Origin of the sequence: Magnetospirillum fulvum (assembly GCF_900108475.1) — a bacterium.
GTDB classification, from domain to species: Bacteria; Pseudomonadota; Alphaproteobacteria; order Rhodospirillales; family Magnetospirillaceae; genus Phaeospirillum; species Phaeospirillum fulvum_A.
This window is the reverse complement of sequence record NZ_FNWO01000003.1, coordinates 232,432-245,625: the sequence shown is the minus strand read 5'-3', so window position 1 is coordinate 245,625 and position 13,194 is coordinate 232,432. Positions and strand designations below refer to the sequence as shown.

General features: G+C 65.7%; 9 protein-coding genes. 8 read left to right on the top strand and 1 reads right to left on the bottom strand.

The window, feature by feature from the left end:
• The first annotated feature begins 34 nt into the window (after positions 1 to 34).
• Positions 35 to 1,027, top strand: a complete 993-nt coding sequence (locus BLW40_RS05095) for an amidohydrolase family protein (RefSeq protein WP_074766191.1) — start codon at positions 35 to 37, stop codon at positions 1,025 to 1,027.
• An 8-nt stretch (positions 1,028 to 1,035) separates the two neighbouring features.
• On the opposite strand, the gene BLW40_RS05090 is transcribed toward BLW40_RS05095, so the two are convergent.
• Positions 1,036 to 2,085 (bottom strand): Mrp/NBP35 family ATP-binding protein, encoded by a 1,050-nt coding sequence (locus BLW40_RS05090; RefSeq protein WP_074766189.1) that lies wholly within the window; start codon positions 2,083 to 2,085, stop codon positions 1,036 to 1,038.
• Positions 2,086 to 2,325: 240 nt separating this feature from the next.
• Here BLW40_RS05090 and hflK point away from each other — a divergent pair, with 240 nt between their 5' ends.
• The 7 genes from hflK to BLW40_RS05055 all read left to right on the top strand — a co-directional run bounded on the left by hflK (position 2,326) and on the right by BLW40_RS05055 (position 13,190).
• A complete protein-coding gene (gene hflK / locus BLW40_RS05085) occupies positions 2,326 to 3,459 on the top strand; it encodes an FtsH protease activity modulator HflK (protein WP_074766187.1) in 1,134 nt (377 codons plus the stop codon).
• Positions 3,456 to 4,331, top strand: a complete 876-nt coding sequence (gene hflC / locus BLW40_RS05080) for a protease modulator HflC (protein ID WP_074766185.1) — start codon at positions 3,456 to 3,458, stop codon at positions 4,329 to 4,331. The genes hflK and hflC overlap by 4 nt, the downstream gene beginning before the upstream one ends.
• A 44-nt stretch (positions 4,332 to 4,375) precedes the next feature.
• Positions 4,376 to 5,929 carry a DegQ family serine endoprotease gene (locus BLW40_RS05075; RefSeq protein WP_074766183.1) on the top strand — a complete coding sequence of 518 codons (1,554 nt, stop codon included), beginning with the start codon at positions 4,376 to 4,378 and terminating at the stop codon, positions 5,927 to 5,929.
• Positions 5,930 to 6,117: 188 nt separating this feature from the next.
• Complete coding sequence (locus tag BLW40_RS05070) at positions 6,118 to 7,905, top strand: acyl-CoA dehydrogenase (protein ID WP_074766181.1); 1,788 nt, start codon at positions 6,118 to 6,120, stop codon at positions 7,903 to 7,905.
• Positions 7,906 to 8,091: 186 nt separating this feature from the next.
• Positions 8,092 to 9,213: an LPS export ABC transporter permease LptF gene (gene lptF / locus BLW40_RS05065; RefSeq protein ID WP_074766179.1), complete on the top strand. Its 1,122-nt coding sequence runs from the start codon at positions 8,092 to 8,094 to the stop codon at positions 9,211 to 9,213.
• An 18-nt stretch (positions 9,214 to 9,231) separates the two neighbouring features.
• Complete coding sequence (locus tag BLW40_RS05060; RefSeq protein WP_074766177.1) at positions 9,232 to 11,889, top strand: LPS assembly protein LptD; 2,658 nt, start codon at positions 9,232 to 9,234, stop codon at positions 11,887 to 11,889.
• A complete protein-coding gene (locus BLW40_RS05055; protein ID WP_342027652.1) occupies positions 11,889 to 13,190 on the top strand; it encodes a peptidylprolyl isomerase in 1,302 nt (433 codons plus the stop codon). The genes BLW40_RS05060 and BLW40_RS05055 overlap by 1 nt, the downstream gene beginning before the upstream one ends.
• The last annotated feature ends 4 nt before the right edge of the window (positions 13,191 to 13,194 follow it).

Sequence of the window (13,194 nt, the reverse complement as noted above, 5' to 3'; positions counted from 1 at the left end):
ACCAACATGCCCCCAGCCCCCCAGGAGTCCCTTGATGCACGCCGCGCCCGCAATTGTCGATTGGCACGCCCACTGGCTCCCGCCCGAGGCGATCGCGGTGCTCGCGGCCCGGACCGAACCGCCCCGGATCGTCGCCGACCCGGCAGGACAACGGTGGTTCGACATCGGCGACGGACGGAGGCTGTCGCTCAAAGAGGCCCAACTCGACCTCGACCGCCGCCGAAACGAGATGGACCGGACCGGAGTGGATCGGCAAATCCTGTCGCTGGCGGTGGTGGCCGGGATCTTTCCCGCCTGCCTGCCCCCCGAGATCGAGCAGGCGGTCGCCTCCGCCACCAATCGCGGCCTGGCCCGGGTGAGCGCGCAATCGGGCGGACGCTTCGGCGGTCTGGCCTGCCTGCCCAGCGGAGACCCAGCCCTCGCCGCGCGAATGCTGGAGCAGGCTGTCGATGAATACGGACTGGAGGGCGGCGTGCTGCCCGCCGATGCTTTCGCCGACGAGACACTCGCCCGTTCCCTCACCCCGGTTCTGGCCGTCGCTCACCAGCTACGAACCCAGATTTTCGTCCATCCCGGCCCGCGCTCGGGCCACCCGCTGCCCACCGGAGGCGACGATCCGCTGGCGATGATCCGTCGCCGCGCCGTGGGCTTCCAGGATGCGCTGACCCAGGCGGCGATCACCCTCGAATACAGCGATCTGCTCGATCCCTATCCCGACGCCAAGGTTCGGGTCGCCAATCTGGGTGGCACCCTGGCCCTGTTGGCGGAACGGATCGCGCTCACCGCCGACCGGATGGAGCTACCCCCGGCCTGGGCCGACGGGCGGCCCCGCCGCATCCTGGTCGATACCGCCTCGTTCGGGGCAGACGGACTGACCCTGGCCGCCAAGACGCTGGGCGCCGACCGGCTGGTCTATGGCAGCGACAGCCCGGCCCTCGCCCTCTCCCCCGGCCTCGACGGGCTGCGCGCCGCCGCCCTGTCCGAGGCAGACCGCGCCGCGATCCTCCGCGGGCAAGCGTTGGCCTGACGCGAAGTCTAGCCGCCGACCGTCGCCCAGACCTTTTCGGCAATGGCGCGATAGGCGCGGGCGTGGGGGCCGTCGGGACTGGCCAGCACGATCGGCTGGCCCGCATCGCCGCCCTGGCGGATCGCAATGTCGAGCGGCAATTCGCCCAGGAAATCGACGCCGAACCGCTCGGCTTCGGCCTTGGCTCCGCCATGGCCGAACAGATGGGCCTCGTCGCCGCAGTTCGGGCAGACGTAATAGCTCATATTCTCGACGATCCCCAGCACCGGCACGCCCACCTTGCGGAACATCGCCAGCCCCTTGGCCGCGTCGATCAAGGCGATATCCTGCGGGGTCGAGACGATCACCGCCCCGGCCAGCGCCACCCGCTGGGTGATCGTCAATTGGGTATCACCGGTCCCGGGCGGCATGTCGATCACCATCACGTCAAGCGGCCCCCAGGCGACGTCGCGCATCAATTGCTCCAACGCACCCGCGACCATCGGCCCGCGCCACACTACCGGCGAATCCTCAGGCACCAGAAAGCCGATCGACATGCATTCCAGCCCGAAGCGGCGGATCGGCTGCATCATCTTGCCGTCGGAACTGTCCGGCTTGCCGTCGATCCCCAGCATCCGCGGCAGCGAGGGGCCGAACACGTCGGCATCGAACAGACCAACCGACAGGCCCATCGCGGCGAAACTGAGCGCCAAATTGACCGCAGTGGTCGATTTGCCGACGCCGCCCTTGCCCGATGCCACCGCGATCACCGCCCGGATACCCGACAGCAGCTTGGCCGGGGCGGCGGGCGGAGCCGACGCGACGGGCTGACGTTCGGCGGTCAGCACCGCCGCGACCGAAACAACGCCGGGCAATGCCCGCACGGCAGCCTCGGCGGCGGCGCGGAGCGGCTCGAACGCTTCGGCACGCTCGGGAGTGACGGACAAGGCAAACGCAACCCGGCCGCCCTGCACCGACAGACCGGCAACCCGGCCACGGGCAACGATGTCACCGCCGCCATCAGGATCGGCAAGACCCGACAAAACCTTGGTAATCTGGTGTTCGGAAACTTCGGCCATAAATCCCCCGGCGGACGTTGATGCCCGACTGCCGGGCGGAAATAACGGCGGCAACCACCTCCGTCGCTCAGATATGGCACCCGCCAGACCCTTTGCAAAGTCCCCGGTGCCGGGGATAAGGGGGAACCGCAAGGGGAAAAAAGCACACGACCTCGCGTTGCGCCAAAGCCAAAGCTCCCCTATCTTCCGAAGGCGGAACCGGTTTTCCGCAATGCAGGGACAGCGACAAGGGGACAATTGATGGCATGGAATCCGCGCGGCGGCGATGGCGGCCCTTGGGGCGGCGGCGGCGGAAATGGCGGCGGCGGCCCGTGGGGGCGGCCCGGCGGCCCATCTGGCGGCGGCCCCGGTCCCGATATCGAGGACTTTATCCGCCGTGGCCAGGAGATGCTGCGTCGGGCAATGCCGGGCAATAATTTCGGCGGACGCGGAATCGTCGCGGTGGCCCTGGTCGCGGCGCTGACCGCCTGGGGTGCCACCGGCATCTACAAGGTCAGCCCGGACGAACAGGGCGTGGTGCTGCGCTTTGGCAAGTGGGTCGATACCACCGAGCCGGGGCTGCATTACCGCCTGCCCTATCCGATCGAGGCGGTTCTGCTGCCCAAGGTGACCAAGGTCAACCAATTGCAGTTGGGCTATCGCTCCGGCGGCGAAACCCGGATCGAGCGGAACGCGATCGCCCGCAACGTCCCCGAAGAAAGCCGGATGCTGACCGGCGACGAGAATATCGTCGAGGCCGACGCGGCGGTGTTCTGGCGGATCAAGGACGCGGGCAAGTTCCTCTTCAACGTCCGCGACCCGGAAAACACCGTCAAGGTAGCGGCGGAAAGCAGCCTGCGCGAAGTGATCGGCCGCAATCCGATCCAGGCCGCCCTGTCGGACAAGCGCGAACTGATCGCGATCCAGGCCCAGGAAGAATTGCAGCGTCTGCTCGACGCCTATGGTGCCGGCATCCACATCCAGCAGGTCCAGTTGCAGAAGGTCGATCCGCCCGGCGCGGTCATCGACGCCTTCAACGACGTCCAGCGCGCCCGCGCCGACCAGGAACGCGCCCGCAACGAGGCCGAAGCCTATCGCAACGACATCATTCCCCGCGCCCGCGGCGAGGCGGAACGGCTGGTTCAGGAATCCCAGGCTTACCGTGAGCAGGTGGTCAATCTGGCCCAGGGTGACGCGAAACGCTTCCTGTCCGTGCTCGGGGCCTACAAGCAGGCCGAGGACGTCACCGCCCGCCGCCTGTACATCGAAACGATGGAAGAAGTGGTGAAGAAATCGAACCGGATCATCATCGACCCGTCGTCGAAAGGATCGCAGGGGGTTCTGCCCTACCTGCCGCTGCCTGAACTCAAGAAGACCGCCGGAGGCGCGAAATGAACCGGGCTCTGCCGATCGCCCTCGTCGCCGGGATCTTTATCCTGATCCTGGTCGGGTCCTCTCTGTTCGTCGTCAATCAGGCCGAACAGGCCCTAGTGCTGCGTCTGGGTGCCCATCGGGACACCATCAAAGACCCCGGCCTGCACGTCAAAATTCCGTTCATCGAGGACGTTGTCCGCTATGACAACCGCCTGCTGGCGCTCGATCCGCCCGACGAGCAGATCATCCTGGGCGACCAGAAGCGAATCGTCGTCGATACCTTCACCCGCTTCCGGATTGCCGATCCGCTGAAATTCTATCAGTCGGTCCGCACCGAGACCCAGGCCCGCGCCCAGTTGGCCCAGATCGTCTCGTCGGCGATGCGCCGGGTGATGGGTCAGGTGATGCTGCAATCGCTGTTGTCGGACGAACGCGCCAACATCATGAGCCAGATCCAGCACGAAGTGGCCGAGCGGGCTGACCAGGAACTGGGGCTTCAGATCGTCGATGTCCGCCTGCGCCGCGCCGATCTGCCGGAAGAGACCAGCCAGTCGATCTACGACCGCATGAAGTCGGAACGCGAACGTCAGGCCAAGGAAGCCCGTGCTCAGGGCTACGAATGGGGCCAGCAGATTCGTGCCCGCGCCGACCGCGAACGGACCGTTCTTCTCGCCGAAGCGCAGCGTCAGGCCCAGATCGAACGCGGCCAGGGCGACGCGGAAGCGAACCGCATCTTCGCCGAAGCGTTCAGCAAGGACCCGCAATTCTTCGCCCTTTACCGCTCGCTTCAGGCTTACCGCGAGGCTCTTGCCGACGGCAACACCACCCTGGTTCTGTCGCCCGACAACGAGTTCCTGCGGGTGATGAGCAACGGTCCGGGCGGGCGGCGCTAACCCTTTGATCCGCCGATCCAGTCTCAACAGGAGGGTTTCGATCCGTGTTCGTCCATAAGAAACACGACTTGGCGCGAGTCGGGCTCTCCGTCAGACCCGCCGCCCCGCTGTCGCTGGTCGCGGCGGTGCTCGGGCTGTTTGTCCTGCTGATCCCCGCCGCCACTCCGGCGGCGGGGGCTCCGGACAGCTTCGCCAACCTGGCAGAAAAGCTGTTGCCCAGCGTGGTCAACATCTCGACCACCCAGACCGTCCGCAACCCCCATGGCGGTATGGAAATGCCGCAATTCCCGCCCGGCTCCCCGCTCGAGGAATTCTTCCGCGACTTCATGGAGCGGCAGCAGGGCGGCGGCCAGGGCGGTCAGGCCGACGCGCCGCCGCGTCGGGCCAATTCGCTCGGCTCGGGCTTCATCATTGATCCGGCCGGGTACATCGTCACCAACAACCACGTCATCGCCGACGCCGACGAAATCAGCGTCAAGCTGAATGACGACAGCGTGTTTCAAGCCACCGTCGTCGGCCGCGACCCCAAGGTCGATCTCGCCCTGCTGAAGATCGATCCGGGCAAAAAGGTGTTGAGCGCCGTCGCTTTCGGCAATTCCGACGACGCCCGCGTCGGCGATTGGGTGCTGGCGATCGGCAATCCGTTCGGCTTTGGCGGCACCGTCACCGCCGGGATCGTCTCGGCCCGCGCCCGCGACATCAATGCCGGTCCCTACGACGATTTCATCCAGACCGACGCGCCGATCAACCGGGGCAATTCCGGCGGCCCGATGTTCAACATGAAGGGCGAGGTGATCGGGATCAATTCGGCGATCATTTCACCGTCGGGCGGGTCGATCGGGATCGGCTTTGCCATTCCGGCGGCGCTGGCGATGCCGGTGATCGACGATCTCCGCAAATCCGGCAAGGTCCGCCGCGGCTGGCTGGGCGTGCGGATTCAGTCGCTCGATTCCGACATGGCTGAAACGATGGGCCTGCCCGACTCGCACGGGGCCTTGATCGCCTCGATCGACGCCAACGGACCGGGCCAGAAGGCCGGACTGAAGAACGGCGACGTCGTGCTGCGCTTCGACGGCAAGGACATCACCGAGATGCGCCGCCTGCCCCGCCATGTCGCCAGCACTCCGATCGGCAAGAAGGTCGAGATCGTGGTCTGGCGCGACGGCAAGAAGCTGACCCTGAACGGCACCGTCGGCGAAATGCCCGAAGACCCGGCCGAAAAGCTGGCCCGGACCAAGGGCGACAACCAGAAGCCGGCCCAGCCCAAGGAAGGCAGTCAGGTGATCACCGGTACCGGATTGACGGTGTCGCCGGTGACCCCGGCCTTGCGCGAACGGTTCGGGCTGGACGAAGAATCCACCGGTATCGTCGTCACCGACGTTAAGGGCGACAGCCTCGCCTCGGAAAAGGGACTGCGTCCCGGCGACATGATCATCGAGGCCGATCACAAGCCGATCCGTCTGCCGCAGGATCTGGCCAAGGCGGTCGAGGATGGACGCAAGGCGGGCAGCCGCTCGCTGTTGCTCCGGGTCGAGAACCCGCAGCAATTGCGCTATGTCGCCCTGCCGCTGGCCGATGCCAAGGGTGGACGGAAATAGACGGTTCGACCGGCAAAGTCGGACCAGGATTGGGAAGGGGGCGGATTCATCTCCGCCCCCTTTTCCGTTTCCACCATCTGTCTTATCTCCGTTGGCGCATACCCCTATTCCGTCGTCGCCCTTGACGTCACGGCCCCTTTTACGGCCAATCTTATCGGAACGAAAAACCGTAAAGCAGGAAGACCTTCATGCCCACTTTCACTCCTCCGGTTCGCGATATGGCCTTCGCCATCGACGAGATCGGCGCGCTGGACCGCATCTCCGCCCTGCCCGGCTATGAAGAGGCAACGTCCGATCTGGTCGGCGCGGTGCTGGAAGAAGCCGGCCGGTTCGGTGCTGGCGTGCTGGCCCCCTTAAATCCGGTCGGCGACCGCGAGGGATGCGTGCTGGAGGGAGAAAAGGTCCGTCTGCCCACCGGCTTCGCCGACGCCTATCGCCGCTTTGTCGATGGCGGCTGGAACGCGGTGCCGTTCGACCCCGAATTCGGCGGCCAGGGCTTGCCCTGGCTGGTGGCGACGGCGGTGCAGGAAATCTGGCATGCCACCAACATGTCGTTCGGACTGATCCCGATGCTGACCCAGGGCGCGGTCGAACTGCTGTCGATTCATGGCACGGCGGATCAAAAGGCCCTGTATCTGCCGCAACTGGTCAGCGGCGTCTGGACCGGGACGATGAACCTGACCGAACCCGGCGCGGGTTCGGACGTCGGCGCGCTGCGCACCCGCGCCGTGCGCGACGGCGACCGCTACCGCATCACCGGCCAGAAAATCTTCATCACCGCGGGCGAACACGACGCCGCCGAAAACATCATCCATCTGGTGCTGGCCCGTCTGCCCGATGCCCCTGCCGGGGCCAAGGGAATCTCGCTGTTCGTGGTGCCGAAATTCCTGGTCAATCCCGATGGCAGCCTGGGCAAGCGCAACGACGTTTCCTGCATCAAGCTCGAACACAAGCTGGGCATCCACGGCAGCCCGACGTGCGTGATGGCGTTCGGCGAGGATGACGGCGCGATCGGCACCCTGGTCGGGCGGGAAAACCAGGGTCTGGCCCTGATGTTCACGATGATGAACAACGCCCGCCTCTCCGTCGGCCTGCAAGGCGTCGCGATCGGCGAACGCGCCGCCCAGAAGGCGGTCGCCTATGCCCGCGAACGGATACAGGGGACCGGCCCCGGCCGCGACGCCCCCGGCCCGATCATCCACCATCCCGACATCCGGCGGTCGCTGATGACCCAGCGCGCCCTGGTCGAGGCGAGCCGCGCCCTGACCTATTTCACTGCGGCCCGAATCGACATCGCCCGCCACGCGCCCGACAAGGCCGAACGCGCCGCCGCCCATGCTCTGGTCGATCTGTTGATCCCGGTGGTCAAATCGTGGGGCACCGCCAACGGGGTTCTGGTCGCCGATTTGGCGGTCCAGGTGTTCGGCGGGATGGGCTTTGTCGAGGAGACCGGGGTGGCCCAACATCTGCGCGATGCCCGGATCGCGCCGATCTATGAAGGCACCAACGGCATCCAGGCGCTCGACCTGATCGGCCGCAAGCTGATCCGCGACAAGGGAGAGGCGATGGAGGTGCTGCTGGCCGAATTCCGTCGCGCCGAGGCCGATCTGGCCGAACAGGGCGGCGAGGATCTGGCCCGGCTGCGGATCGAACTGGCGGCGGCGACCGGGCGCTGCGCCGATACCGTCGCCTGGGTTCTGGCCCATCAGGGCGACGATCCCTGCCTGGCCGGAGCGGCGGCAACGCCGTTCCTGGACTTGATCGCGCTGACAGCGGGCGGGTGGATGACGGCGCGGATGGCGCTGGCGGCGCAACGGCGGCTGGCCCAAGGAGACACCGACACGCCGTTCCTGACCGCCAAGATCGCCACGGCGCGGTTCTACGCCGAGCAGATTCTGCCTCGGACCGCCGGTCTGGACGTCCTGGTCACCGCCGGAGCCGACAGCGTGATGGCCCTTCCGGTTGACGGATTCTAAAGCGGCGCGGCTTTACTGAGGCGCGACGCTCCAGCGCCCATTGCGGGCGCGGCCAAGCATGCGGAGGCATGCGCCCGGCGAGGGAAAATGATGAAGGTTAGACCGTGATGCACATTTAGGGCATCACGGTCTAAAGCGAACAGTTTCGCTGTTCGACATCGCGGGGGATGTCTATAATCCCCCGCGATGTCGGGAATTACACGCTACGTGCTGCGCCAAATGGTGGTGGGGATGCTATTCGTCTCCATCGCGCTGGCGTGCATCCTCTGGCTGACCCAGTCGTTGCGCTTCATCGAGATGATCGTCAACAAGGGTCTGTCCATCCTCACCTTCCTCAAACTGACCCTGATGCTGATGCCGGGCTTCCTGGTCGTGATCGTTCCGGTCTCGCTGTTCGCGGTGGTGCTGTTCACCTATAACCGCCTGATCGCCGACCGCGAACTGGTGGTGCTGCGCGCCGCCGGTCTTAGCCACGTCGCCTTGGCCCGCCCGGCTCTGCTGCTGGCCGGGTTCGTCACCGCGCTCGGTTATCTGCTGACCTGCTGGCTGATCCCGCTGACGGTGCGCGACTTCCACGAGATGCAATGGACGATCCGCAACGATATCGGCACCGTGCTGTTGCAGGAAGGCGCCTTCAACAAATTCGGCGACGGACTGACGATCTATGTCCGCTCCCGCGCCCCCTCCGGCGAATTGTCGGGCATCCTGGTCCACGACACCCGCAACCCGCAGCGCCCGGTGACGATGATGGCCGAGCGCGGCGCGCTGGTGATGACGGAAAACGGCCCGCGGGTGCTGATGATCAACGGCAACCGCCAGGAAGTGCCGCCCGGCACCGGGCGGCTGTCGCTGCTCCATTTCGACAGCTACACCGTCGATTTCGCCGCCGCCTCGGGAGCCAAGGGCGAGCGTTACCGTGATGCCCGCGAACGCGACATGGTCGAATTGTTCACGATCGACGAATCCGAGATCGGCCCCAACGAGTTCCGCCGCTTCCGGGTCGAGCTCCATTCGCGGCTGACGTCACCCTTGTACCCGCTGGGCTTCGCCCTGATCGCCGCCGCCGTGCTGCTGACCTCGGGCTTCGACCGTCGGGGGCAAATCAAGCCGATTATGACCGCGATCGGGCTGATGATCGCGGTCCAGGCGGCGGCGCTGGGGGCAACCAACCTCGCCACCGGCAATCTGGTCTTCACCCCGGCGATCTATATTGTGGTATTGCTGCCGATCGCCCTGGGGTCGTGGGTTCTGGTCCGGCCTCCCTGGCCGCGCTATCGCCGCTCTACCCTTGCCGCCAATTCCGCCTGACCTCCGGCAGAGACATTCGTGACCGTTCCGCGCCCCCAATTGCTGCTCGCCCTCCTTGCCTCCTCGACGGCATTGACCGGCGTCGCCTATGCCGATCCGTCGTCCGCTCAGGCCTATACCGAGGTCGGATCGTGGGGGCAGGCGTGGGGCGACGACGATCCGATGCCGATGGGGGCACCCCCGCCCCGCCGCGACGACGCGGCGACGTCGGCTCCCATGCCCGCCCCCGTCGCCGCCTCGGTCGAGCCCGCCCAGCCGGTCAGTCGGGTTGCTCCGGCTGAGGCTCCGGCCAGTTATCGGCAGGCGCAAAGTTCCTATCCCGAGGTCGGGTCGTGGGGACAGGCATGGGACGAGGGCGAACCCGCGCCCACGCCAGTTCCCGCGCCCGCGCGGCGCCGCACCGCCGCCGAACCGGCAACGACCCTAAATCCGGACGAAGGAACCGGCGCCGAACCCGCACGAGAGACGGCTGCCGCGCCGTCGGCTCCAACCGTCGCGACGATGCGGCGGCCGCCGCGTATCCTCCCCACCGCGATGATCAAGGCCCAGGAGCGCGAGGCCGGGTCTAATCCACCGGTCAATCTCGAAGCCGACCAGATCACCTACGACCGCGAATACGACATCGTCACCGCCCGCGGCCGGGTCGTGATGATCCAGACCAACCGCACCATCACCGCCGACAGCCTGACCTACAACCTGAAGCAGGATCTGATGGGGGCGTCGGGCAACGTGGTGTTGACCGAACCGACCGGCGAAGTGACCCACGCCGATTATTTCGAACTGACCGGCGATCTGAAGAACGGCGTCGCTCGCAAGATCCGGATGATCCTGTCGGATAATTCGCGGATGACGGCCGCGACGGCACAGCGGGTCGGCGGCGACCGGCTCGACCTCGACAACGCCACCTATACCGCCTGCGAGCCGTGCCGGAACAATCCCGACCGTACCCCGCTGTGGGCGGCCAAGGCAGAACGGATCACCCACAATCAGGCCGAAGCGCAGATCGAATATCGCAACGCCTGGATCGAACTGGCCGGACTGCCGGTGGTCTATACCCCCTATCTATCGCATCCCGACCCGACGGTGCGGCGGAAATCGGGCTTCCTCGCCCCTGGGCTCACCTCGAACACGACGCTGGGGACATCGGTCACGACGCCTTATTTCTTCGTGATGTCGGACCATGAAGACTTGACCCTGACGCCCCGCTTCATGCTGGAGAAGGCCAAGGGAGTGGTCAAAGGCAACGGCGCCGATGACATCGTGACCAGCACGATGCAGCAGCTCCAACTGACCGCCGAGCATCGCTGGCGCGGCTTCAGCAGCGAAGCGCGGACCCGGGCCAGCATCACCGCCGACCGCAACAGCGGCGACACCCGCGGCCATATCGATTCGAAGGGCGTGGTCGATCTTAACGAAACGTGGCGGGCGGGCTGGCAAGTCCAGTATCAATCGGACCAGAGCTACCGGACCTTGTACAAGGTCCGGATGGACAGCGACCGCCCCTGGCTGCTGACCAGCCCCTATGTCGAGGGCTTTGGCCGACGCAGCTATGCCTTGGCCGAAACGATGTCGTTCCAGGGGCCGCAGGTGATCGACGACGGCAACAAATCGACCGTCGTGTTGCCGCATATGGTTCACCATCTGGTCAGCCAGCCCGGCTGGGGCGGCAGCTATTGGACCGCCGACAGCGACTTGCTGGTCTATACCCGCACCCGCGGCACCGAGGCGCAGCGTCTGTCGCAGCGGACTGCCTGGACCTTGCCGGTGATCACTCCGGACGGACAGATCTTCACCCTCTCGACCGGTCTGCGCGGCGACGGCTATAACGCCAACCGTCTGTCCACTGGCGGCAGCGGTACTACCGGGCGCGCCATCCCGGACGCCTCGGTGCAATGGAGCTATCCGTTCAGCCGCACCAGTTCGTCGATGAGCCAGGTGATCGAACCGGTGGGTATGCTGGCGGCCAGCCCGGTCGGCGGCAACAGCAGCCGCATCCCCAACGAGGATTCGATCGATTTCGAGTTGGACGAGACCAACGTGCTGCGGCCCAACCGGCTGGTCGGCCTCGACCGGGTCGAAGGCGGGCTGCGCGGCGGCTATGGCCTGCGCTGGACGGCCTATCCCCGCGTCGGCGGCAAGGTCGGCGCCCAGGTGGCGCAGGGCTGGCGCCAACATGCCGACAGCACTTTCAAGGAAGGCAGCGGCTTTACCGATTCGTTCTCAGACTATCTCGGCCGACTGGAAATTGTGCCGACCGGCTTGCTCACGCTCAGCGACCGCATCCGGCTCGACAAGGACACGCTCCAGATCAAACGCAACGAAGCGACGCTGGCCGTCGGGCCGCGCGCGCTTCAGGGGTCGGTCAGCTACGGCTATCTGTCGTCCAACGGCACGGATAGCGGTGTCGTCTATACCCGCCGCCAATACGTAACCTATGGATTGACGACCCAGGCCAGCCAATACTGGCACTCCTACTTCGCGCTTAACGAAGACCTTGAGAAAAATGGCGGCATTCTGAGCGTAACGTCGAAGACAGGATACAATGACGAGTGCTTCGCCATTATCTTCGGATTCAACCGTTATTTCAGCACGCAAGAAGATGTGAATTCGGGATACGATGCGATGTTGACCATCGTGTTGAAGACCCTGGGTGAAACCTCGACCAGTCTGTTCTGATGAACCGGCCGTCGCGGCAATCGATGTCAAAGGGGATCGCAGGAATGGTGCTTGCTCGTTTCGTCGCCCTGGTCATCGCCGGGCTGATGCTGTCGGCGGTCACACCGATCCGGGCCGAAGAGATCGACCGCATCGCCGCTGTCGTCAATGACGACATCATTTCGGTCCGCGATCTCGATGCACGGGTCAAGCTGGCGCTGGTGGTGTCCAATCTCCAGGATTCGCTGGAAAATCGCCGCCGCCTGCTACCCCAGGTGATGCGCAAAATGATCGACGAGCATTTGCAGATGCAGGAGGCCGGGCGGGTCAAGATCCAGATCGGGTCCGAGGATCTCAACCGCGCCATCGCCGCAATCGAGCGTCAGAACCGGATGAAGCCGGGCGGTCTACTCGGTCAGTTGAGCAATGCCGGAGTCGATACCGACGCCGTCCGCGAGCAGATTCGCGCCGATATCGCCTGGATGCGGGTGGTGGGGCGTCTGCTCCAGCCCACCGTCCGGGTCGGCGAGGAGGAAATCACCGAACGTCTCGACACCATCCGTCAGCAATTCGGCCGCCCCGAATTCATGCTGGCCGAGATCGTCCTGCCGGTCGATTCCCCGGCCCAGGAGGAAGAGGCGCGCCGTCTGGGCGAACGCCTGCTCGACCAGATCAAGGCGGGGGCGCCGTTCCAGGCCCTGGCCCGTCAGTTCTCGCAAAGCAGCAGCGCCAGCAATGGCGGCATGCTGGGCTGGGTCGGCGAGGCCTCGCTCGACGACGATTTGCGCGATCCGGTCGGCCGCCTGGACAAGGGACAGGTCAGCGGCCTGATCCGGGGCACCGGCGGCTATAACATCGTTCTCGTCGTCGATCGCCGGATCACCGGAGGCAACACCGAACCCGACATGATGACGCTGTTCCGTCTTGTCTTCCCCACCCCCAGCGGCAAGGCCCCGCCGCGCGATCAGATGGTCGCCAAAGCCACCTCGATGACCGCGACGGCGAAGGATTGCGACACGATCGAGGATTTGTCGAACGAGATGAATTCGGTCAAATCCGGCCGGATGGAAAATGTCCGTCCCGCGACCCTGCCACCCGAGATCGCCAAGGCGATCGGCGGCTTGCCGGTCGGCCGGGCCAGCGCCCCGATCGATTCCCCCGACGGTCTGGCCGTCTTCATGATCTGCTCGGGTGGCGGTACCGCCGGTCTGCCCAGTCGCAGTCAGGTCCGCCGCCAGATCGAGGACGAACGGGTCGAATTGCTGGCCCGCCGCCATATCCGCGACCTGCGTCGCGCCGCTTTTGTCGATTTCAGGCTGTAAACCG

What these genes read in the sequence shown, in the direction of transcription:
- BLW40_RS05095 (WP_074766191.1), top strand. Translation starts at nt 35, where the DNA reads ATGCACGCCGCGCCCGCAATTGTCGATTGGCACGCCCACTGGCTCCCG.
- BLW40_RS05090 (WP_074766189.1), bottom strand. Translation starts at nt 2,085, where the DNA reads ATGGCCGAAGTTTCCGAACACCAGATTACCAAGGTTTTGTCGGGTCTT.
- hflK (WP_074766187.1), top strand. Translation starts at nt 2,326, where the DNA reads ATGGCATGGAATCCGCGCGGCGGCGATGGCGGCCCTTGGGGCGGCGGC.
- hflC (WP_074766185.1), top strand. Translation starts at nt 3,456, where the DNA reads ATGAACCGGGCTCTGCCGATCGCCCTCGTCGCCGGGATCTTTATCCTG.
- BLW40_RS05070 (WP_074766181.1), top strand. Translation starts at nt 6,118, where the DNA reads ATGCCCACTTTCACTCCTCCGGTTCGCGATATGGCCTTCGCCATCGAC.
- lptF (WP_074766179.1), top strand. Translation starts at nt 8,092, where the DNA reads ATGTCGGGAATTACACGCTACGTGCTGCGCCAAATGGTGGTGGGGATG.
- BLW40_RS05055 (WP_342027652.1), top strand. Translation starts at nt 11,889, where the DNA reads ATGAACCGGCCGTCGCGGCAATCGATGTCAAAGGGGATCGCAGGAATG.